Raw genomic sequence first — 22,216 nt, 5'->3', positions numbered from 1 at the left:
CGCTTGATCGAGCAGCGCGCCCGCCGATCGCCGTCAGGCCGGTTTCTTCGGCACGAAGATCACCTTGGGAAAGGTGTATTCGCGCAGGCCCTCGGCGCCGTTCTCGACCCCGAAGCCCGACTGTTTCGCACCGGCGAAAGGAATATGCGGCCCGTTCTGGAAATTGTCGTTGATCCAGACGGTCCCCGTCTCCATCCGGTCGGCGACCGCGACCGCCGCATCGATGTCCTTCGACCACACCGCCCCCGCCAGCCCATAGTCGCAATCATTCGCGCGCGCGACGACATCGTCGATGTCGGAGAAGCGCAGCAGCGGCAATATCGGGCCGAAAGCCTCCTCGGTTACCACCGCCGCATCCTCCGGCGGGTTGTCGACGAGGGTGATCGGGATGAAATAGCCGTCGCCCTCGGGTACGTCGGCGCCCTGCAGCACGGTCAGCCCCTCGGCGCGCGCGCCTTCGATCAGGCCGCGAACGCGGTCGTACTGCGCGCGGTTCTGGACCGGGCCGTACTGCACCCCCTGCTGCGCCCCGTCACCGACGACGGCTTCTTTTGCGAGACGGTGGAAGGCGCCCAGCATCTCGTCATAGATATCGTCGTGAATATACAGGCGCTTGGTCGCGATGCAGACTTGCGCGCTGTTGTAGAAGGAGCCGAAGAACAGCTTCGGCGCGACCTCCGCCACATCGACGTCGGGCAGTATGATCGCCGCATCGTTGCCGCCGAGTTCGAGCGTGATGCGCTTGAGGTCGCGCGACGCCGCCTCCATCACGCGCTTGCCCGTCGCGGTCGAGCCGGTGAAGCTGATCTTCGCAAAGCCCGGATGCGCGGTCATCAGCGGACCGAGCGCATCGTCGCCCGAAATGACGTTATAGACCCCGGCCGGCAGGATATCGCGCCACAGTTCGGCGAGCTTCAGCGAACAGAGCGGGGTGTAGGGCGACGGCTTCAGGACCATCGTGTTGCCCGCGAGCAGCGCAGGGGCGATCTTCCACATCGCGAGCAGGAAGGGGAAGTTCCACGGCACGATCGCGGCAACGACGCCCAGCGGTTCGTGCTTGACGATCACCTGGCGCGTGTCGCTGTCCTCGACGATTTCGTTGGGCAGGTCTTGCCGCGCGACCGACTTCAGCCACCAGGCGCCCATCTGCACCTCGCCCTTGGCGAGTGCGGTCGGGCGGCCCTGTTCGGCGACGAAGAGCGCGGTGAACTGGTCGAGTTGCGGCTCGATCGCCTTCGCCGCCTTGACCAGCAGGTCGCGGCGCCCTTCCCAGCCGAGCGCCTTCCACGCCGGCAGCGCGCGCGTCGCCGCGGCGACCGCCAGGTCGAGCTCGGCCTGCCCCGCGCAGGGCGCCGATGCGAAAACCTTTCCGGTCGCGGGGTTGATTACGTCGACGCGGGTCGCGGTATCGACCGCCGCGCCGTCGATGGTCAGCGTATAGTCGTTCGTAAAGTCCATTTTCACCCTCACCCAATGATGCAGAAACTGTCTCTTGCGGGCGGGTTTGCACCAATTTTGACGATAATCAAATGATAATAGATAATGGATGAAATTTATGAGGAGCAGGCGATGATCGACAGCCAGACCACGCGGCTCGCGCCCGGCGAGGATGGGGTGCATTTCACCTTCTGCCGGCTGTGCGAGGCGCATTGCGGACTCGCCGCAAAGGTCGAGGCCGGGCGGATCACCGATGTCCAGCCCGACAAGGACAATCCGCATTCTTTGGGCCATGTCTGCCTGAAAGGCATCACCTTTCACAACGTCACCTATGACCCCGATCGCATTCTGACCCCGATGAAACGCGTCGGCGGTCCGGGCGAGTTCGCACCGGTTGGCTGGGATGAGGCGCTGGACGATATCGCCGCACGTCTCGGCCATGTGATCGACACCCACGGCCCCGACGCGGTCGCGTCGTACAAGGGGAATCCAATCGCCTTCGGCATCGACGTGTCGTTCAGCCTGAAGGCGTTCCTCAAGGCGCTGGGCATCACTAAATATTATGGCGCGGGGTCGCAGGACACCAATGCGCGGCTGACCGCCTGCTACCTCGCCTTCGGGTCGGCGGTGACTTACGAGATTCCCGACCTGCCGCATAACGACATGCTGCTGATGTTCGGCGCCAATCCGCTGGTCTCGAACGGATCGATGCTCTGGTCGCCGCGCGTGCGCCACGATCTCGATGCCATCGCCGCGCGTGGCCGCGTGGTCGTGGTCGATCCGCGCCGCACCGAAACCGCGCGCCGCTATCAGCATGTCGCGGTCCGCGCGAACGGCGACATCTGGCTGCTGCTCGGGCTGCTCGGCGTGCTGATCGACGAAGGACTCCACGACGCGGACTATGTCGCGGCGCATACCGAGGGGTTCGCCGACCTCGCCAGCGCGGTCGCCGCGCATGGCCTGGCCGACTGCGCCGAGCGCGCGGGCGTCGATGCCGACACGATCGCCGAAATCGCGCGCAGCTTTGCCGCGACGCCGCGGGCGGTCGCTTATGGCCGGCTCGGGGTGTGCCGCGGGCCGCATGCCACGCTCGAGAATTTCCTGCTGATCGCGCTCAACCTGCTCGGCGGCAAGCTGGGGCGCCAAGGCGGCGCGATCTTCAGCCGCACGATCCTCGGCGGATCGCAGAAGGTGCTGACCGGCGGCTATGGCGATACGCGCAGCCGGGTCGGTGACTTCCCCAGCGTCGCGCAATTCCTCGCCTCCGCGATGCTGCCCGCCGACATATTGGAACCCGGAGCGGGCCAGGTGCGTGCAATGATCCTGACCGGCGGCAATATGGTGATGTCGGCGCCCGGCGGGCAGACGCTGGTCGATGCACTGCAGCAGCTCGACCTGATCGTCGCGCTCGACCTCTACCAGACCGAGAGCAACCGCTACGCCGATTATATCCTGCCGGTGCCGACCTTTTTCGAACGCGACGATTATCCGATGGCGGGACTCGGATCGATGATCCGGCCGTTCGTGCAGGTGACCGACGCCGTCATCCCGCCGGTCGGCGAAGCGCGATCCGAATGGGAGATTTTCAACGCGCTGCTGACCCGGATGGGCAAGCCGACGCATGGTCGGCCGATGGACGATCTCGACAAGGCTTTCCGCCTCGGCCCCGCGGGCGACGATATGGGGGCGCGTGAGGGTTGGAGTTTCGACAAGCTGCGCGCGGCTCCGCATGGCGTGATGGTCGATCTGCCCGATCCCTATGACCCGTGGCCGCGCATCGCCTGGCCCGACGGCCGAGCGAAGCTGTGGCACGCGATGATCGCCGACGAGTTCGCGCGTCTCGATCCGGCGCCGTCCGACACGCTGCGCCTGATCACGCACCGCGACATCCGCTCGCTCAACAGCTGGCTGCATAATGTCCCGCGCCTCGTGCGCAGCCAGCACCCCGACCTGCTGATGCACCCCGAAGATGCGGAGCGGTTCGGCCTGTCCGATGGCGAGACGGTCGAGCTGTCGACCGGGTCCGCCACCGTCGCGGTCTGCGTCGCGATCACCGAAGATATGCGCCCCGGCACCGTCAGCTATCCGCATGGATGGGGCCATCATGGCGGCTGGCAGCACGCCAATGCGCAGGGCGGCAGCAACATCAACTGGCTGCTTCCGGTGGGCGAGGCAGCGGTCGAGGCGATTTCGGGGACAACGATCATGGACGGGCTGGAAGTCATGATCCGGAAACTGCCCGTAGCGGCGTGACGAATTTGCGACTTGTTCGCGATGCCAGCCTTGCTACGACAGTGCGATGCAGCATTCCCCGGTCGGGGCAGGAGATCAGGCATGGACAGCGGCCCGGCATCAGCCCGGACGGACGATAATTCGACGCAGGAGCGCATCCTGCGCGCCGCCTATGATTGTTTCGAGCAATATGGGATCGGCAAGACGACGATCGAGAATATCGCGAGCCGCGCCAAAGTGTCGCGTCCAACCGTCTATAAATATTATCCGAGCAAGGATGCGATCCTCGACGAGATTTCGGTGCGCGAGACCTGGCGCGTCAACAGCGAGGTACGGCGGCGGCTGGTGCGATCGGACGATTTCGCCGATTTCCTGTCCGATACGCTGCTGCTCGTCATCCGGCTGGCGAACGAGAATATCTATATTCGCCGGATGGTCGAAAGCATCGAATTTCAGGAATCGGTGATTTCGCCGAGCAGCCTGATGCAGCAATTGCAGCGCACCTGGTGGGCGAACATGTTCGAACAGGCGCGGGCGCGCGGCGAGATTGCGACCGACCTGAAAATCGACGAGTGCATCTATTGGCTCGCGCGCGCGCAGGCGATGCTGATGCTCCAAGTCGCCTCACCGCAGATCGACGACGCCGAGAAGCGCCGCTTCATCCGGCGTTTCATCGTCCAGCCTTTGCTCGCGGGCAGCGAAATCCGATAAACCTCCATCGCTGGGTTGACGGCCCTCCCCCAAGCTGACACAGATATTTAATCAATCGATTAAGTAGCCGCAGCGATATCGATAGGCGGCGCAGCGTGGGAGGCCCGCTCGAGCGATGACCGACGATCCGGCGCGCCGCATGGCCGCCAATCCCGCTTATGGTGACGGCTATTTCGTCCGGACGACGCGTTTTCGCCGGCTCGGTCCCGATCGGGTCGAGGCGGTGCTGGAAGACCCGTTCCATGCGCTGGCGCTGTTGATCCACCACGACGACCAGAGGCTGACCGCCGTCGAGGGGCGCTGGGAGCGCCACCCGCTATCCAGTTGCGCGGAGGCAGGCGGCGAGATGACCGGCCTCGCGGGCCTGCCCTTGGTCGATGACCTGCGGACCCGATGGTTGCAGACCGAGCCGGCCCTGCAATGCACGCATATGTTCGACACGCTACGCCTCGCGGCGGTGCATATCGCGAAGGGGCGAGCCGACCGCCGCCATGACGTCATCCTGCCCGATTCCGACGCCGATTATCAGCCGGTTCGGCTGTTGCAGGATGGCGCGCTCGTGCTCGAAATCGTGATCGACGGTGATTTTCACATCACGGCCCCGTCCGCTTACTCCGGTGCCCCGCTGCTCAATGGGTTCGCGCGCTGGGCCGCCGAGCGGCTGTCGGCAGAAGATTTCGAGCGCCTGTTCCTGATCCAGCGCGGCGCCTTCGTCGGGCGCGGCCAGCGCATGGACATCACCCGCTATTATGGCCGCGACGGCGCGCTGTCGGGTCCGCTGCCCGCCACCTGCTTCGGATCGCAGCCCGAACGCTATGCGGCCTCGCTCCGCCTCGCCAACGCCCGCCCCGGCCTGCGCCGCGAGGATGCCGCCCTTTTTCCCTTCGCCTGACCACAGCAGGAAGACCCCGATGTCCGACATGCCCTTCCCCACCCCCGACCAGGCCGTCACCCGCCATCTGCTCGAGCGCCAGGCGCGCGAGCATCCGGACGATCTCTACATGCGTTTTCAGGACGGCAGCGAATGGAGTTTTGCCGAGGCGCTCGATCAGGCGCACCGTGCCGCGGGGGCGCTCAAGCGGCTCGGCGTCGAGCAGGGCGACCATGTCTTCAACTGGCTGCCCAACGGCAAGGCCGCGGTACGCGCCTGGCTCGGCACGCATATGCTGGGCGGCGTTTTTGTGCCCGCCAATCTCGCCTATCGCGGCAGCCTACTCCGCCATGTGTTGTGGCTTGCCGACGCGAAGGTCGGGCTGGTCCACCGCGACCTGATGCCGCGCCTCGCCGAGGTTGAGCGCGGTATGCTAGAAAAGCTGATCGTCATCGGGGGCGCCACCGAGCCGGTGGACGGTCTCGAACTCCATGACGAGGCGATGCTGGTAGAGCCAGGCAGCGCGGGCGACCTCGCGCGGCCGATCGCACCATGGGACGATATGGCGATCATCTTCACCTCGGGCACCACCGGCCCGTCGAAGGCGGTGATGTGCTCCTATGCGCATATGTGGACCTTCTACCACGCCGCGATGCCGGCGATGATCGGCCGCGACTATCGCCATCTCGCGCATCTGCCGATCTTCCATTCGGGTGGCTTCGGCTGCCTCTATGGCCAGCTGTCGAACGCGGGATCGGTGGTGCTCGTCGAATCGTTCAAGACCGATCAGTTCTGGCAGATCGTCCGCGATCATGGCGCGAACACGACCACCCTGCTCGGCGCAATGATCCCCTTCCTGCTCAGCACCCCGCCCTCGGACGACGATCGCAACCACAGCCTGAAATCGGTGAGCGCGGTTCCCTACACCGCCGACGTCAAGGCCTTTACCGCGCGTTTCGGGGTCGGCGCCTTCGCCGCCTACAGCATGACCGAGCTCGCCAATCCGGTGCAGAGCCCGCTCGATCCCGACAAGATCGGGGTCGCCGGGCGGCTGCGCCCCGGGCAGCACATTCGGCTGGTCGACGAACATGATATCGAGGTGCCCGAGGGCGCGGTCGGCGAGGCGATCCTGCGCTGCGACCAGCCCTGGACGATGTTCAGCGGATACTACAAGAATCCCGAGGCGACCGCCGAGGCCTGGCGCAACGGCTGGCTGCACACCGGCGACCTGCTGCGCCGCGACGCCGATGGCGACTATTTCTTCGTCGACCGCCGCAAGGACGCGATCCGTCGCCGCGGCGAGAATATCTCGGCCTATGAGGTCGAACAGGAAATCCGCGCCTTCGACGGAGTCAAGGAGGCCGCGGTGATCGGGGTCGCGAGCGACAAGACCGAGGATGAGGTGATGGCGTGCATTATGCCGTCGGACGGCGCCGCGATCGACCTGATGGCGCTGACCGACTTCCTCGCCACCCGCCTGCCCCATTATATGGTGCCGCGCTATTTCCGGCTGATGCCCGACCTGCCGCGCACGCCCACGCAAAAGATCCAGAAATATGCGCTGCGCGATGACGGCGTCACCGCCGACACCTGGGATCGCGAGGCGGCGGGGATCAGGTTGCGGCGGGAACGGATCGGCTGAGCCGGTCCCAGGTCGCGTCGTTAACGGGCGCCTCGCGCAGCCCGGCCTTGCGGATCTTGCCCGTCGGGGTGCGCGGCAGGTCCGCGACGAACTCGACGAAGCGCGGGACCATGTAGCGCGGCAGCCGCTCGGCGAGATAATCGACGAGATCGCTTTCGGTGAGCGGCGCGGAATCGCCCAGCTGCACCACGATCTTGATCTCGTCCTCGCTTGCGCGCGCATTGCCGGGCAGCGCGGGGACGTCGGCGGCCTTCACGCCGATCGCCGCGGCTTCGGCGACCGCCGGATGCGCACGCACCTCGCCCTCGAGCTCGAGCGACGAGACATTGTTGCCGCGCACACGGAGGTAATCATTGGCACGGTCGAGGAAATAGAAATAGCCGTCGGCATCGCGGCGGAGGATGTCGCCCGTCTTATACCAGCCGTGGCGCGACGCTTTGGCATTCGCCTCGGGCTTGTTCAGATAGCCCTGGGTAATCAGGAAGGGCGCCTTACCCCGGATCAGCAATTCGCCCGCCTGTCCGTCGGGCAGGTCGCGGCCTTCGGCATCGACGATCCGCACCTCGTACAGCGGCGACAGCTTGCCGCAGGTCTGCGCATTGGGCAGGTTCGACGCATTCAGCGGAAACCCGATTTCGGTCATGCCCCATCCGGTGCAAACCCTGACCCCGAAACGCGCCTCAAAATCGCGATAGTCGGGCAGCACCGGGTTCATCAGCACCCATAACAGCGGATTGTCGGCGTCGTCGGGCCGCCGCTCGGCATTCATCAGGAAGCCCGCGATGCCCATCAGCTGGGTGTGGGTGCAACCATGCGCGCGCACATCGGCCCAATAATGGCTGACCGAAAAACGGCTGCGGAAGACCATATGCCCGCCACGCACCGCCGCGAAAACGAAGCCGACGCGCCCCGACGAATGGAAGGTCGGCCAAGGCGAATAATAGACGGGGATCTGATCGGGATCGATCACCTCGCCGCTGAAATTATGCTGGACCTGCTGGATCGAACCCCACGCCTGGAGCACGCCTTTCGACGGTCCGGTGGTGCCCGAGGTGTAGATGACGGCATTGGTGTCAGCGAGTTGCGGCTCGGCATGGTCGATACGCGGCGCCCGCGCCTCGACCGAGGCCAGCGTCGCGACCGGGATGTCGCTGGCGCAAGCCATGTCGTCGATCGTGATGATCTGCTCGAGCGTGCCGAGGCGGTCGCGGATCGCATTCACCTGATCGACGCAGGCATTGCTGGTGATCAGCACCCGCGCGCGGCAATCGTTCAGCGCATAGGCGAGCAGATTGCCCTTATATTCGGGGTTGATCGGCACCTCGAGCGCACCGCGCCAGCTGAGTCCGATCCACGCGCAATAGGCGGCAAGACACGGATCGAGCATCGTCACGACGCATTCCCCGCGCGCGACCCCGATCGAGGCCATCGCGTCCGCGACGCGCAGCGCCGCCTCGTGAAACGCGCCGCCGGACATCGTGCCGCCCGCGACGTCGGTGATGAACGGCGCGGACGGATCGCGCGCCGCGCGCTCGCGGATCAGCACCGGGACCGAAGGCATATTCAGGCTGTCGACCATAACTCTCCCCGCGCTTCGCTTTGCCGGCATGCCGGTGCGTAAAGTCACATTTTTCACAAAGCCCTTTTTATATATGTTTTTACTATTTACAACGCTATATATATGTAAAGTCAATCACGCCGGCCCGCTGGGACCGCGACGTCCCCCACGGAGAGTCGAATGTATCTGAGCCCCGAACATAATCGCCAGGTCGCGGAAAAGCTGTTCCGCCACATCCGCGACAACAGCACCGACATGATCGAGGAAACCTACGAATATCCGCTGTCGGTCTATTCGGACCCCGACATCGCGGTCGCCGAGCGCGAAAAGATCTTCGAACATTATCCGATGATGGCGCTGCACGGCAGCCAGCTTCCCGAATCGGGCAGTTATGTCACCGTCAAACTGAACCGCAGCGAGGCGCTGGTCACGCGCGGCAAGGACGGCCAGGTCCGCGCCTTCCTCAACATGTGCCGCCACCGCGGCGCGACTTTGGTGACCGAGGCCGAGGGCAAGCAGGGGCGCTTTTCCTGTCCCTATCATGGTTGGACCTATACCAATGAGGGCGAGCTGATCGGCCTGACCTTCAAACAGACGCTGGGGCTCAGCCTGCCGTGCCGCGAACGCAATCTGATTGCCCTGCCCTGCGAGGAACGCCACGGCTTCATCTGGATCGTCGAAAATCCTGAAGGGTCGATCGACGTAGCCGCGCATCTCGGCCCGGTGATGGACGGGGTGCTCGCGGGTTATGGTCTCGACCGCCAATATTTCTACCGCGAAGCCTTTTTCGAGTTCGACCAGAATTGGAAGATCATGGTCGACGGGCTGACCGACGGCTATCATGTCCAATGGGTCCATGGGCCAACGATCCGGCCCTATTTCTATATGAACATGATGGCGCGCGTCGAAGGCACCGGCGACCATGCGGTGACGACGACGCCGCGGCGCAAGATCGACGAGATATTGGACAGCGAGCCGGGCGAACACGACCTCGATCCCTATGTCGTCTATGGCAATATGGTCTTTCCCAATGTCAGCATCCAGCTGCACCCGCATCACGCCGAATTCTGGACGATGTATCAGGACGTCCACAACCCCGGCCGCTCGCGCGTCCATCTGCGCTTCCTGACTCCCAGGGCACCCGGCGACTATGACGAGCGCGGCCAGACGATCCTCGCCAAGAATTGGGACATCGCCGAAGCCGCGATCCTGAACGAGGATGTGCCGATCGGCGACAGCATCCAGCGGTCGGCGAACATGCCGAACACCGGCACGATGCTGCTCGCGCACAACGAAGTGATCAACCAGCAGTTTCACCGCAGCTATGACCGGGTGATGGCGGGCCCAGGCGTGATTCCGATGCAGGCGCGCGCGGCGCGCGGCTGAGACTCAGCGCGCGCCGAGGCCGAATTCGGCGCGGATCGCGGCGTCGTCCTCGCCAACTTCGGGCGCCAGCGGCATGCCGAAATGCTGTCCCGCGACATGGATCGCGGTCGAGGTCAAAGTCAGCTTGCGCCCGTCGGGCAGCGACGCCTGATAGGTGTTGTCGCGCGCCCTGAAATGCGGGTCGGCGATGACATCGGCAAAGCTGTTCACCGGCATCGCCGCCACATTGTCGCGCTCGAAATCGGCGAGCCAGTCGGCGCGCGGGCGCGAGGCGAAGATCGGGATCAATGCGGCATTGACCTCCGCGTCCTCGGTCCCCGTCTGCGGCTCGCGCGTGTAGATGGCGTCGAGGTCGGGACGGCCGATGAGCTTAAGCAGCGCCTGCCAGCTCTTCGGCGTGAAGGTCATCAGGAAGACCAGCTTGCCGTCGGCGCAACGGTAATTTTCCATCCGCGCCCAGAAACGCATTTTGCCGCTGGCATCGAGGAATCCCGGCCGCGCAAAGGTCGTGTCAGGATTGAGCAAAGGATCGAGCGCCTCGGGCAGCCAGTGCGCCGAACAATCGGCCGCCGCGACCTCGATCGCCGCCCCCTCGCCCGTCCGCCGCGCGCGATGTACCGCCGACACGACGGCGAAGGCTGCCTCCAGCCCATAGGCGTACATGCCGATCGACGGCGCCTGCGCCCCGTCGTAGCGCGAGATGCTGTCGCTCACCGGCGTGCCGAGCCCGCCATAGGCGTCGAACGACGGCCCGTGCGAGGCGAGCTTGGCATAAGGGCCCGTCTCGCCGAGCCCCGACAGCGAGCAGAAGATGATTGCAGGGTTCACCCCCTTCAGCACCTCATAACCGAGCCCCAGTCGCGCCATCACGCCGGCGCGCATGCCCTCAATCACGACATCGGCCTTGGCCGCCAGCGTCAGGAACTCCGCGCGTCCCGCCTCGCTCGCGAGGTCGATGATCACGCTTTCCTTGCCGCGATTCCAGCGCAGATGCATGTAGGAAAAGCCCGTTTCGTCGCCCACCGACCAGGGACCGGCGCGGCGCAGCGGGTCGCCGCCGTCGGGATCCTCGACCTTGATCACCCGCGCGCCCATATCGGCGAGCCGACCGCCGAGCGCGTCGGGACCGAAATGCGACACTTCGAGCACCAGCAGGTCGGTCAGAAAATCATAAGGCATCGGACAGTGTCTCCATCGCCGCGACGGCATCGGCAGCGGTCACAATTTCGGCGAGATAATTGCCGATCAGCCGTTCGGCATCCTCCTGGTCACGCGCCGACAGCGTGCCGGTGCAATCGGCGACCAGATATTGCCGGTATCCAAGGTCGAACCCCGCGGCAACGCTGAGCAGCACGCAGGCGGTCGTCACCATCCCGGCGTAGAGGATCGTGTCGATCCCCTCGCGGCGAAGCAGAAAGTCGAGTTCGGTCCCGCCAAACGCACCCGATCCCGATTTGACGACCGACAGATCGCCGGGCTCGTCGCCGACCTCGGCGATCGGCGCAGCGCCGGGCGATCCGTCCAAAGCCCCGGCCGCTTTCACATAGGGGCGCAGCGCCGGGACGACATCGGCATAGTTCGGATGCCGGCTGGCAAGCCGCGCATGGACCACGCGCACGCCCGCACGGCGCGCGGCGGGCAGCAACAAGGCAAGATTGGGCGCGATGGTGTCGCCGAAGCGCGCGAGCAGATGGTCGGCGCGATCATCATGCCCCGCCGCGCGCATTGCGGCAATCGAGGGGCCATCCGGGTCGACCTGCCAGTTGATCAGGTCGACGAGGACGAGCGCGGTTCGCGCCGGGTCAAAGCCGTTCCACGGATCGCCGGGCGTAAAGGCATCCGCATTATACCAATGGGCGGAAAGGTCGGACGGCAGCATGCCACCTATGGCGCCGGCTGATTGGTCCACCTTGTCCTCCCCGAAAAAACGCGGCCGCCGGCAATACCCGTGCCGACGGCCGTGCTTCCTTTTAGCGCTGCGACCCGAACTTCGTGCCGATCGTGACACCGGCGGTAGTCCCGCGCGAGAGCACCGAATAATAGCCGAAGGAGGTCGTCGACACGTTACGGAACACATCGTTCTGGTTGAACAGATCCTTGCCCCACACCGAGACGTAGAACGCATCGTCCGGCGCATGGAAGGTGGCCGACAGGTTGAGCGTCTCGGTCGCCTTCTGGATCGGAGCACGTCCGATGCCGGCCGGATAAGCTCCCGCTCCCGTGCCGCCCGCAGGATAGGCGCCATAGGTCGCGTGATCGAACGAGTCGACGTAGCTGAACAGGCCGCTCAGTTCGAACTTCCCGCCGTTGGCCAGAGGGATATTATAATTGGCCTGGACGCTGACGGTGACGTCGGGCGTTGCCGGCAGGTCGAAACCCGAGCAATCCGCATTGGGAGGAACCGCGAGGCCCGATGCCCGGCGCCGATAGATGGCGCAGTTCTTGAAGCTGTCATATTCCGATTTGAAGAAGGTCGCGAAGCCCGTCGACAGCGAGAAGCGGTCGTTGGGGCGGTAGGCGGCTTCGATTTCCAGACCCGAGATCGTCGCCTTCGCCGCATTGATCGACTGCTGGGTATTGGTCACCGGATCGACGATCGGAACCTGCAGATTGTCGTACTTGTAATAATAGGCGGCGGCGTTGAAGGTCACCTTGCGGTCGAACAGGCTGGTCTTGAGCCCGACTTCGAACGCGTCGATCGTCTCGGGCTGGGTCGGGATGACGTTGGGGATCGACGAGATATTGTAGACGCCGCTCTTGAAGCCGCGGTTGTAGCTCAGATAGCCCATGACATCGTCGCTGAACTTATAGTCGAAAACCGCACGATAGGTCAGCTCGGAGAAGGGGGCGCTAAGGCCCTTGCACGCCGTGTTCGCCGCGCAGATCGCGGCCGAATTGCTGTGGATCGCAATGACGCCGCCGGTGCCGTTGGGCACATAGGTGGTGCCCGCATTGTCCTTGTCGAGGACATGCTTTTCGTCGGTGTAGCGCAGACCTACCGTCAGCTTGGCAGCGTCGCTGAACGCATAGGATGCTTCACCGAAGAGGCCGAGCGACTTGATGGTCACGAAGGCGCTCTGATCGATATAGGCTAGGCCCGACGCCGGGCCGGCGCCGGCCGCCGAGCGGTCGAGCAGCGCTTGCGGCACCGTGTGCGGCCGGAGCGTGCTGGGAACGGGCAGTCCGACATATTGGTCAAGCCCCGCATAGCCGTCGCGGTAGTTGAGATAGAAGCCGCCGAGAATCCACTGGAACGGCCCATCGTTCATCGAGGTGATGTCGATTTCCTGCTGATAGCTCCGGCCCTTTAGCGCGGTATCGAACCAGAAGACGTTCGCGGGCGAGCCGTCGAGGTCATATTCGACCCCCGAGGTGCTGTGGCTATAGGCCGTGATCGACTTGATGTTGACCGGCCCGACATCGGCGTCGAGGGTCAGCGAGCCGCCATAGCCCTGGAAGCGGACTTCGGGATCGATCTGGCCATAATAGGAGCGTTCGGGCCGCGAAATATCGATGCCCGATGCCACCTGGCCGGTCGTGGTGGTTTCCCCCAGGATCGGCTGCAACGCCACCACGGCATTGGTTTCGCCCTTCGAATAATAGCCCGACAGCGTCGCGGTGAAATCGGGCGTGGCTTCCCAGAGCACCGACCCGCGAAAGCCGAAGCTCTGATCACCGCCGACATATTTTCCGGCGCCGTTTAGCGCCTGGGTGCGGTTGCGGATATAGGGACGCTCGTTGCGGTAAAAGCCGCTGACACTCAGCGCGAGCGTGTCCGAAAGGCCGCCCGTCACGAAACCGCGGGCGCCCTCTTCATCGGTGCCATAGGTGCCTTCGAGCATTCCGCCGAATTCGGTGTCGGGCTTTTTCGTGGTGACCAGGATCGCGCCAGACGTCGCGTTGCGGCCGAACAAGGTTCCTTGCGGGCCGCGCAGGACCTGCACCGACTGCACATCGGGGAAACCCTGAAGCAGGATACCGGTCTTATCGGTCTGATACACGCCATCGACATAAACAGCGGTCGTGGCTTCGTTGCCGGGGGTGATGTTCCGCCCGCCGACGCCGCGAATATAGGGCTGCGCCGCGCTCGATCCTTCGGTGATCAGAAGCGACGGCGTGACCGCGGCCAGTTCCAGAACATCCGAAACGCCGCTTTGCTGGAGCTGATCGGGCGTAAAGGCCGAAACAGCGATCGGCACGTCCTGCAAACGTTCGTCGCGCTTCTGCGCGGTCACAACGATTTCATTGACGCCCGAACTGTCGTCGGCCGCGTCCCCGGCATCCTGCGCCATCGCCGCCGTCGAGACGGTCGAAACCGCAATCGCCAGCGTGCATGTGGCGAGCTTGTAAGAAAAGCGCATAGCATCCTCCCATTGGCGACGCCCGCCCTTCGTTGAAGGCGGCGCCGCGCAGTCCATCACTGTGGGACGCGCGCTGCTCGAAACGATCAGGGCAGATCGGTTCGGCCGGTGCTGTTGCCGTGCATCACTCCCGGTGCTTACAGACAACAGATTCGATAAAATGTCAACAATGTCACCGAGCAACGAGCACGCTGTGCGATGCACAATCTATGATATGTAGTTTAATTCGCGGAAATCCTTGAGAATCTTCCTGCCAACAAGCCTTTCACGTCCGGATTTCCATCGTGCTCACAGGCGATGCCGATCCACGGCGAGTCGCGAATCGGGCCTGCCCCGCCCCGAATTGTCAGCTTGACGTGGGAGTCCGATTGGCAAGCAAGGGTTCGACGACGAAGCGACGCACCATATGCCGCAGCTTGGCCTCGTCGCCGCCGAACTGGTCGAGCACGCGCAGCAGCATGACCTGATTGCGCGACAGCCAGTTCACGACATCGGCTGGGTCAAGGTCAGCTGCAAGTTCTCCGCTCGCCTGCGCGCGGTGCATCACCGATTCCCAGCGATGCCGTGCCTGCTCCTGATAAGGGCTGGTGGGGAGTTGGCTCTGCGCCGACACTTCCAGATCCTCGACGAAACGGCGTATATAGGGATTGCCGCTCGCCACCTGGACCGACGCGACAATCGCCTCGGTCGTCGTGTCGGCGAAATTCCGCTGGCGCTGGATGCGAGCGCGGACGAGGTCCTGAATCTTGTCGAGTTCGGCAAAGCCGATGTAATCGACGATCTCCATCTTGCCGCCAAAAAATTTATAGACCGTCGGGCGCGAGACGCCGGAGGCTCGCGCGATATCCTCGACCGTCGTCTTCTCGATCCCATAGCGTTCGAAACAGCGACGCGCGCCCTCGACGATCTTCGCGCCGGTCTTGCCGATATCGGGCATGGCCTGTTCCTCGCGATTTTTCGAAACGTCCAATGGCTCCGTCCTTCCCCTGCCCGGCTTTCAAATGGGTCTTTGACCGGTAGACCCGCCCGTGAAACCGGCAATCGGCTTCATGCCCTGCCTTCACCATAGCATCAATATTTACATTTTCCATTTTTTGTTATTTGATAGCGGAACTGGCTTTCAGAGTCGGCAAAGCGACGATGGGTGGAGGATAAAGGGTATGCGATATCGGACAATCCTGATGATGGCCGGCGCGCTGACCGGATTGCTGACGATACCGTTTGCGGCGGCGCATGACCCGCGACCAGTTGCAATCCCCGGCGTAGCGGCCGCAGCCTGTTCGCCCGAGGCGATCACATGGGCGGGCAAGGATGTCGCGATCGAGTCGATCCGCTGGCTGGCCGACCCGGTGCCCTATTGCCGGATCGACGGGGTCGTGCGGACCGCAAATCCCGGGCCGAATACCGTCGGCTTCATGATCGCACTGCCGCAAAGCTGGAACGGCCGCTATCTGATGACGATTCCGGGTGGGTCGGCGGGCTACATCGTCAATCCGTCGCGCGAGCATCTGACCGCCGGCTATGCGGTGGCGACCACCGACAAGGGATCGCACTCGCGCGGTGCGCTCGACATGTCATTCCGCGGCGATCCGGCAAAGTCCGAAGATTATGCGCATCGCGGCACGCATGTGGCGGCAGTTGCGACGCAAACGCTGGCGCGCGGCTATTATAACCGCAGCGCGATGCCGCGCTATATCATGGGCTGTTCCGGGGGCGGCGTCAGCACCCTGATGGAAGCGGAGCGATACCCCGACGATGCCGACGGCTTCATCGCGGCAGGCGCCCCAATCAGCGCCCATGTGCAGACGTTCTGGGCCTATGTCGCACAGCATGTCGCGCGCGATCCGGCGCGCTGGATATCGCCCGCCGACATGACGCGCGTCGGGCATGCCATCGTCGCCAAATATGACGCGGCCGACGGCGCGCGCGACGGGCTGATCTGGGATCCGACGCAAATCCGTCTGTCGCATTCCTTGTTCCCGTTCCTCAGCGATGCGCAATATTCGACACTCGAAATCCTGGCCGGCGGGTTGCCCCCGGTTGCGGGATCCGACATCGCGGCGCCGGGCTTTTGGTTCGCCAACCCCTCGCTGCTGGGACCGATCGCGCTGGGCACCGCGCCGCCGCCATGGACCGACAAGACTCGGCCGCCTCTGTTCGGATCGACCGTGCTCAGCATGAAGGCTTTGCGCGCTACCGGCTATGATGCGCTGACGCAGATGGATTTCGGGGATCCGGCACAGCGCAACGAAGACGACGCGCTGTGGGCGCGCGTCGGCGGTTATGGCTATGATCCCGCCAATCTTGCGGCGATGCAGCGAACCGGCGGCAAACTGATCATGTGGACCGGCGCCTCCGACGAATCGATCCCACCCGCCTATACGGCGGATTACAGCGACGCGGCCCGGGCTCGGTACGGCGCCGAAAGCGGAAATTTCTTCCGGAGCTTTTTCGTGCCCGGGATGTTCCATTGCCGCGGCGGCGAAGGCTCCCCAACCGACAGCAGTCGCGCGATGCTGGACGCGATGCAGCGCTGGGTGGAGGGCGGCACGCCGCCAGCTGACATCATAATGACCAACAGTCCTCGGACGCTGGAACTCAACTCGACGTCGAACACGTCGATGTATGTTTCGGGGATGAGCCTTGAAAAGCCCGTGACGGCCGATAGCGATGCCGGGGTGGCGCGAAGCTATCGCATCTGCGCCTATCCCAGCGTTGCGAAGTTCACAGGCGTGGAGGGAAGCGACGTCAGCGACGCGCGCAACTGGAAATGCACGGGAACGATGAAACGGTAAAAGGGCGCGGCCGACGGGCGTCTCGTGCCGCCCGCCGGCCCCGATCGCTATTTCCCGAACAACGCCTTTGCCCGGTCGGGCACCGCGGGAAACAGCCCCCGCAGCGTCGGTTTGGAAATCTTGCCCGACAGAGTACGCGGCAGCGGTTCGTCAATGAACACGACGCGGCGCGGACGCTTGAAGGCCGCGAGCTGCGCCGAGCCGTCGGTTTCGAGTGCGGACAGCGCCGCGCCTTCGTCCTTCACCCCGCTCGCGACGATCATCGGAACTTCGCCCCAGTCGCTGTCGGGAACCCCGATCACAGCCAGCTCGCCGATGTGCGGGTTCGCCGACAATATCTTCTCGATCTCGGCCGGATAGACGTTGATGCCGCCCGAGATGATCATGTCCTTCGACCGGTCGACGACCTTCACGAAGCCTTCGTCGTTCATCATGCCGGTGTCACCGGTGCGCAGCCAATCGCCCGCAAACGTCGCCGCGGTGGCCTCGGGATTGCGCCAATATTCGCGCATAACATGCGGTCCACGCACCATGATCTCGCCGATCTCGCCATTGGCGAGCGTGTTGCCGTCAGCGTCGCCGATCTTCATCTCGCTGCCGACGATCGGGCGTCCCGCCCAGCCGATATGCGCGATCGCATCGTCGCCGTGCATCGTCGCCGCCAGCCCCGACGCCTCGGTCAAGCCATAGGACTGGATCAGCGAGATGCCCTTGGCGCGATAGGCCTCGATCAGGTCGACGCTGACCGGCGCGCCGCCGGCGGCAGCCGAGATCATGCTCGACAGATCGGCCTTTTCGAACCCCGGCGACCGCATCAGCCGTTCCCAGACGACCGGAACCGTCGTCGCCGCGCTCACCCGATGCCGCTCGATCACGTCCAAATAGCGGTCGATGTCAAAATCGGATTCGAGCACCATCGTCCCGCCCGCATTGACCGCGAACTGGATGAAGCAGGAAACGATCGCGCCGGTAAAGACGAAGGGCACCGCAACCATGATCGAATCGCGCCAGGTCAGCCCTTCGGCGATATTCTTGGCGAGGCCGGGATACATGGCGCCGCCGTGCGTGAGCAGCGCGCCTTTCTGGCGCCCGGTGGTGCCCGAGGTGTAGCAGAGGAAGCCGGCATCGTTGAGGCCGATCGTCTCGGTCGGCACCGGACCGGTATCGATCAGCAGCGCGGAAAAGCGCCGCGCATCGCTGCCGTCGAGGCTGTAAATCGCGAAGGGCAGCTTCGATGCCGCCAACTCGAGCCGGTCGAGATGCTTCGCCTGAGTAACAACGATCTTGCAGTCGGCATCCTCCAGCAAAGGCAGAATTTCACTCGCGGTGAGTTTGAAATTGAGCGGCACGATCATCGCCCCGAGCTTCAGGCACGCGACGGTCAGCAACGGCGCTTCGATCCTATTGTCGAGGTGCATGCCGACGCGGTCGCCCTTGACCACCCCGGCGGCGCGCAGGCCCCGCGCGATCGCGTCGCTGCGCGCGTCGAACTCGGCCCAGCTCGTCCGGACGTCATCGGTGATCACCGCCGTATGTTCGGGCCTCCAGCGTGCCCAGTAACGGACGAGTTCGGCGATATTCATGCAGTCTCTCCCGAGGGGGTTTTCGCGGGCCCGGCTCTTCGTCCGGGCCTCTTACATCATCCGTGCCGCGCGAGCGTCACGCCAGCGCATCGAATTCGCGCGCCATCTGCAAGTGCAGATGCTGCGTCGGCACTTCGTTCGCGCCATAGAGGAAGCCGGTGGTAGGCAGCGCCGCGGCATTGGCCTGGATCATTTCCTCCATCGGGAAATCCTCCTCGGTCGCGGCCTGCCGCAAAATCTCCCAGCTGCGGTTGATCCGCTCGGCAACCTCGTCGGTCAGCTTCGCCGGATCGGTCAGGAAGCGGATGTGGACATGGCATTTGCCGGGATCGGTCAGATGCGGCCACACGGTCCAATGCTCGATATGATCGGGCGTCGGGATCACGCTCATGTTGGGGAAAATCATCAGGTTGCCGGTCAGATAGCGCCAGCCGCCCTCGATCGGTTCGCCGGCCTTGAGCTTGCGTGCGAGCCGTTTGCGCGCCGAATAGGATTGGCCGTGCCGCCCGAGATCGAGCCACACCGCAGCGCCGGTCTGGATCAGCTTTCCGACCCCTTCGGCGTGCAGGAATTGCGGATGCAGCACGTCGATCGCGCCGTCCATCACCAGCTTCCAGTTGATGTCGAGGTCGATCTTCTGGTCCATGAAGACGACGAGCTTGTCGATGTCATAAGCCGCGAGCCGCTCGTCGGCCTCGCCCAGATAGTCGGCGATCGGCGTGTCCTGCGGCGCCTGAGGCAGCTTGATCCAGATAAGGCCGTGGCGTTCCTCCGCCTCGACCGCGAAGAGATTGCGGCACCCCTTGTCGAGCGTGCCATATTGCTCCTCGAACGGAATGCCGCGCAAGCTGCCGTCGCCCTTGAAGCTCCAGCCATGATAGGCGCAGACGAAAAAAGGCTTCTTGCCCTTCTCGCTTTGCTCGACCTTGCCGCCGCGGTGGCGGCACATGTTGCGGAACACGCCAACGCTGCCGTCCTTCTGCCGCACGATCAGCAGCGGCACGCCCAATATGTCGCGGGTGACGAAACTGCCGGGTTCGGGGATTTCCCTGCTCGTCGCGGCGGCGAGCGGCTGGCGCCGGAACACGTCGAGTTCGCGGGCCAGATGATCGGTGTCGGTGAAATGCGCCGCGGGGACCTCGATCGAATCCGCGGCCATGTCGGTCGTGCCATTTTCCAGATGGTCGACAATGCGGCGATAGATCGCATCCAGTTCGATTTTCATGTCCCGTCCCTCACCAATCTCGATGTTTACACTTTACGAAGATTGTAATTCATCTATAGTGCGGCGTCAAGCATCCGGCGATCGACAGACACGAGGTGTACGGGAATGAGGAAAAGCAGGATATTCAGTGCGGCGGCCGTCTGCCTCTGCGCGGCGAGCATCGCCACGACGTCATCGGCGGCACCCGGCGATCAGCCCAGGATCGGCAAGACCTTCGCCGATTCGACCCCCGGAAAAATCAAGCGCACCATTGCCCCGGCGGGCGCGCCCAATGTCCTGGTCTGGGTGATCGACGACATGGGCTTCGGCCAGCTCAGCAGCTATGGCGGCTTGGTCGAAACCCCGAATATCGACCGCGTCGCTCAGCGCGGGCTGCGCTACACCAATTATCACACGACACCGATCTGTTCGGCGAGCCGTGCCGCGCTGCTCACAGGGCGCAATTCGCACGGCGTCCATATCGGCGGCCATTCGGCGATCGCGGTCGGCTTCCCGGGACAGGATGCGCTCGTCCCGCGCAGCGCGGGCACCGTCGCCGAGAATCTGCGCCAGTCGGGCTACCTCACTTACGCAATCGGCAAATGGGACCACCTGCCGCAGGCCGACGCCTCAGCCGCGGGCCCCTTCACCTATTGGCCCAGCGGCCAAGGCTTCGACCGCTATTATGGCTTCCTTGCCTTTGACGCCGACAATTTCGACCCGACGCTCTGGTCCGACCATGACCCGGTCGCGCTGTCGCCGCGTCCCGACTATCATCTGAGCGCCGACATGGCCGAAAAGGCCATAGCCTGGATCGGTGCGCGCGATGCGACCGATCCGAAACGGCCATTCCTGATGTATTGGGCAACCGGTGCGGTCCACGCGCCGCATCACGCGCCGCAGCGCTGGCTTGATCATTATAAGGGCCGCTTCGACGCCGGCTGGGATGTCGCGGCGCAGCAGATCCTCGATCGCCAGAAGAAGCTTGGCCTCGTCCCCGCCGATATGGTGCTGCCGCCGCTGCCCGCCGGCGTGAAACATTGGGCCGACCTCAGCCGCGACGAGCAGCGCATGTTTGCGCGCCAGATGGAGGCTTTCGCCGCTCAGCTCAGCCATGCCGACGAGCAGTTCGGCCTGATCCTCGCCGCGCTCGAAGCGCGCGGCGAACTCGACAACACGGTCATCTTGATCACCGCAGACAATGGCGCCAGCGCCGAGGGCGCGCCGCAGGGCACGTTCAGCGAACATTATTTCGCCAACGCCTATTTCGCGACGCTCGAGGAAAATCTGCGCCATTATGACGATTGGGGCGGTCCCTCGACCTACCCCCACTATGCCAATGGCTGGGCGGTCGCGGGCAATACCCCGTTCCGCTATTACAAGCAGACGGCCTATGAGGGCGGCACGCGCGTGCCGCTGATCCTCTCCTGGCCGGGGGGCATCGCCGCACGCGGCGAGCTGCGCGGCCAGTATCAGCACGTCACCGATATCACCCCGACGATTCTCGACGCCGCGGGCATCGCCCCCGCCGCGATGGTCAATGGCGAGCGGCAGATGGCGTTCGACGGCGTCAGCATGAAATACAGCTTCGCCGCGCCCGCCGCGCCGACGCGGCACGCCACTCAATATTATGAAATGTACGGCAACCGGTCGATCTATGCGAACGGCTGGAAAGCCGTCGTCCCGCACCGGCTCGACGTGTGGGATTTCATGAACCGGCCGGTCTTCAGCGACGACAATTGGGAACTCTACAACCTTGCCGCCGACCCCGGCGAACAGCGCGATGTCGCCGCCGCCAACCCGCGCAAGCTCGCCGAGATGAAGGTGCTGTTCGACCGCGAGGCGAAGGCGAACAATGTCTATCCGCTGTCCAACACCAGCGACGCGTGGGGCTTCGTCCGTAAGATGGCCGCCGAGGACATGGCCCGGCGCGGCTATCAGTGGACCTACACCGGCGCCACCGCGCGCATTCCGGAAGCGCTCGCCCCGCCCATGCAGTCCGCCAGCTTCACAATCGAGGCGAAGCTCGATCTCGACAGCGACGCCGGCGGCACCATCGCCGCGATCGGCGGGCGGCATGGCGGCTTCGCGCTCCACCTGCGCAAGGGGCGCCCGGTCTTCTCCTACCGCAGCCTCGACATGAAACTGACGGAAGTCGCCGCCGACCGCCCACTGGGGCGCGGTCCCGCGACCATCCTGCTACGCTTCGAACGGCGCGGAGAGAGCGAAGCGATCGTCCATATCCTTGCCGACGGCGCCGAAATCGCCAGCGGCACGATCAAGGGCGCCCTGCCCCGCCTGTCCTTTTCGCCGAGCGAAACCTTCGACCTCGGGCAGGACAGCGGGTCGGGTCCGCTCGCTGATGGCAAGACCGCGGGCAAGCTCGATGGCCGCGTCCGCACAGTAAACATCCGCATCACCCCGCCCGCGCGCTGA

At 64.3% G+C, this 22,216-nt stretch carries 15 protein-coding genes; 7 read left to right on the top strand and 8 right to left on the bottom strand.

Going from position 1 to position 22,216, the window contains the following annotated elements; all coding sequences use genetic code 11:
• Nucleotides 1-33: 33 nt before the first annotated feature.
• Nucleotides 34-1,458 (bottom strand): aldehyde dehydrogenase family protein, encoded by a 1,425-nt coding sequence (locus tag ASD67_RS14640; protein WP_056348675.1) that lies wholly within the window; start codon nt 1,456-1,458, stop codon nt 34-36.
• A gap of 84 nt (nt 1,459-1,542) precedes the next feature.
• On the opposite strand from ASD67_RS14640, the gene ASD67_RS14635 reads away from it, so the two are divergent.
• The 4 genes from ASD67_RS14635 to ASD67_RS14620 all read left to right on the top strand — a co-directional run bounded on the left by ASD67_RS14635 (nt 1,543) and on the right by ASD67_RS14620 (nt 6,893).
• Complete coding sequence (locus ASD67_RS14635) at nt 1,543-3,690, top strand: molybdopterin-containing oxidoreductase family protein (protein ID WP_056348671.1); 2,148 nt, start codon at nt 1,543-1,545, stop codon at nt 3,688-3,690.
• 81 nt (nt 3,691-3,771) lie between these two features.
• A complete protein-coding gene (locus ASD67_RS14630; protein WP_056348668.1) occupies nt 3,772-4,380 on the top strand; it encodes a TetR/AcrR family transcriptional regulator in 609 nt (202 codons plus the stop codon).
• 115 nt (nt 4,381-4,495) lie between these two features.
• Nucleotides 4,496-5,272 (top strand): DUF2889 domain-containing protein, encoded by a 777-nt coding sequence (locus tag ASD67_RS14625; RefSeq protein WP_056348665.1) that lies wholly within the window; start codon nt 4,496-4,498, stop codon nt 5,270-5,272.
• Nucleotides 5,273-5,291: 19 nt separating this feature from the next.
• Nucleotides 5,292-6,893, top strand: coding sequence for an AMP-binding protein (locus ASD67_RS14620; protein ID WP_056348662.1), 1,602 nt, complete (start codon nt 5,292-5,294; stop codon nt 6,891-6,893).
• Here ASD67_RS14620 and ASD67_RS14615 read toward each other — a convergent pair.
• Entirely contained in the window at nt 6,865-8,472 is a 1,608-nt protein-coding gene (locus ASD67_RS14615) for an AMP-binding protein (RefSeq protein ID WP_056348659.1), read from the bottom strand. The genes ASD67_RS14620 and ASD67_RS14615 overlap by 29 nt on opposite strands.
• Nucleotides 8,473-8,631: 159 nt before the next feature.
• Here ASD67_RS14615 and ASD67_RS14610 point away from each other — a divergent pair, with 159 nt between their 5' ends.
• Nucleotides 8,632-9,837, top strand: a complete 1,206-nt coding sequence (locus ASD67_RS14610; protein ID WP_056348658.1) for an aromatic ring-hydroxylating oxygenase subunit alpha — start codon at nt 8,632-8,634, stop codon at nt 9,835-9,837.
• Between the two features lie 3 nt (nt 9,838-9,840).
• Here ASD67_RS14610 and ASD67_RS14605 read toward each other — a convergent pair whose 3' ends face one another.
• From ASD67_RS14605 to ASD67_RS14590, 4 genes are all read right to left on the bottom strand, one after another.
• Nucleotides 9,841-11,016 (bottom strand): CaiB/BaiF CoA transferase family protein, encoded by a 1,176-nt coding sequence (locus ASD67_RS14605; protein ID WP_056348653.1) that lies wholly within the window; start codon nt 11,014-11,016, stop codon nt 9,841-9,843.
• A complete protein-coding gene (locus ASD67_RS14600; protein ID WP_162248589.1) occupies nt 11,006-11,746 on the bottom strand; it encodes an isochorismatase family cysteine hydrolase in 741 nt (246 codons plus the stop codon). The genes ASD67_RS14605 and ASD67_RS14600 overlap by 11 nt, the downstream gene beginning before the upstream one ends.
• 61 nt (nt 11,747-11,807) lie before the next feature.
• Complete coding sequence (locus tag ASD67_RS14595; RefSeq protein WP_056348647.1) at nt 11,808-14,198, bottom strand: TonB-dependent receptor; 2,391 nt, start codon at nt 14,196-14,198, stop codon at nt 11,808-11,810.
• Between the two features lie 346 nt (nt 14,199-14,544).
• Complete coding sequence (locus ASD67_RS14590; RefSeq protein WP_056348643.1) at nt 14,545-15,168, bottom strand: TetR/AcrR family transcriptional regulator; 624 nt, start codon at nt 15,166-15,168, stop codon at nt 14,545-14,547.
• Nucleotides 15,169-15,358: 190 nt separating this feature from the next.
• Here ASD67_RS14590 and ASD67_RS14585 point away from each other — a divergent pair, with 190 nt between their 5' ends.
• Nucleotides 15,359-16,993: a tannase/feruloyl esterase family alpha/beta hydrolase gene (locus ASD67_RS14585; RefSeq protein WP_056348640.1), complete on the top strand. Its 1,635-nt coding sequence runs from the start codon at nt 15,359-15,361 to the stop codon at nt 16,991-16,993.
• Nucleotides 16,994-17,040: 47 nt separating this feature from the next.
• Here ASD67_RS14585 and ASD67_RS14580 read toward each other — a convergent pair whose 3' ends face one another.
• Complete coding sequence (locus tag ASD67_RS14580; RefSeq protein ID WP_056348636.1) at nt 17,041-18,576, bottom strand: class I adenylate-forming enzyme family protein; 1,536 nt, start codon at nt 18,574-18,576, stop codon at nt 17,041-17,043.
• A gap of 76 nt (nt 18,577-18,652) precedes the next feature.
• A complete protein-coding gene (locus ASD67_RS14575; protein WP_056348634.1) occupies nt 18,653-19,801 on the bottom strand; it encodes an aromatic ring-hydroxylating oxygenase subunit alpha in 1,149 nt (382 codons plus the stop codon).
• 105 nt (nt 19,802-19,906) lie between these two features.
• Between ASD67_RS14575 and ASD67_RS14570 the strand changes: the two genes are divergently transcribed.
• Nucleotides 19,907-22,216 carry an arylsulfatase gene (locus ASD67_RS14570; protein ID WP_056348631.1) on the top strand — a complete coding sequence of 770 codons (2,310 nt, stop codon included), beginning with the start codon at nt 19,907-19,909 and terminating at the stop codon, nt 22,214-22,216.

It is taken from the genome of Sphingopyxis sp. Root1497 (genome assembly GCF_001427085.1).
In the GTDB taxonomy this organism is placed as follows: domain Bacteria; phylum Pseudomonadota; class Alphaproteobacteria; order Sphingomonadales; family Sphingomonadaceae; genus Sphingopyxis.
The sequence above is the reverse complement of the archived record's forward strand: the minus strand, read 5'-3'. Positions and strand labels throughout refer to the sequence as shown.

What these genes read in the sequence shown, in the direction of transcription:
- ASD67_RS14640 (WP_056348675.1), bottom strand. Translation starts at nt 1,458, where the DNA reads ATGGACTTTACGAACGACTATACGCTGACCATCGACGGCGCGGCGGTC.
- ASD67_RS14635 (WP_056348671.1), top strand. Translation starts at nt 1,543, where the DNA reads ATGGATGAAATTTATGAGGAGCAGGCGATGATCGACAGCCAGACCACG.
- ASD67_RS14630 (WP_056348668.1), top strand. Translation starts at nt 3,772, where the DNA reads ATGGACAGCGGCCCGGCATCAGCCCGGACGGACGATAATTCGACGCAG.
- ASD67_RS14625 (WP_056348665.1), top strand. Translation starts at nt 4,496, where the DNA reads ATGACCGACGATCCGGCGCGCCGCATGGCCGCCAATCCCGCTTATGGT.
- ASD67_RS14620 (WP_056348662.1), top strand. Translation starts at nt 5,292, where the DNA reads ATGTCCGACATGCCCTTCCCCACCCCCGACCAGGCCGTCACCCGCCAT.
- ASD67_RS14615 (WP_056348659.1), bottom strand. Translation starts at nt 8,472, where the DNA reads ATGGTCGACAGCCTGAATATGCCTTCGGTCCCGGTGCTGATCCGCGAG.
- ASD67_RS14610 (WP_056348658.1), top strand. Translation starts at nt 8,632, where the DNA reads ATGTATCTGAGCCCCGAACATAATCGCCAGGTCGCGGAAAAGCTGTTC.
- ASD67_RS14605 (WP_056348653.1), bottom strand. Translation starts at nt 11,016, where the DNA reads ATGCCTTATGATTTTCTGACCGACCTGCTGGTGCTCGAAGTGTCGCAT.
- ASD67_RS14595 (WP_056348647.1), bottom strand. Translation starts at nt 14,198, where the DNA reads ATGCGCTTTTCTTACAAGCTCGCCACATGCACGCTGGCGATTGCGGTT.
- ASD67_RS14585 (WP_056348640.1), top strand. Translation starts at nt 15,359, where the DNA reads ATGCGATATCGGACAATCCTGATGATGGCCGGCGCGCTGACCGGATTG.
- ASD67_RS14580 (WP_056348636.1), bottom strand. Translation starts at nt 18,576, where the DNA reads ATGAATATCGCCGAACTCGTCCGTTACTGGGCACGCTGGAGGCCCGAA.
- ASD67_RS14575 (WP_056348634.1), bottom strand. Translation starts at nt 19,801, where the DNA reads ATGAAAATCGAACTGGATGCGATCTATCGCCGCATTGTCGACCATCTG.
- ASD67_RS14570 (WP_056348631.1), top strand. Translation starts at nt 19,907, where the DNA reads ATGAGGAAAAGCAGGATATTCAGTGCGGCGGCCGTCTGCCTCTGCGCG.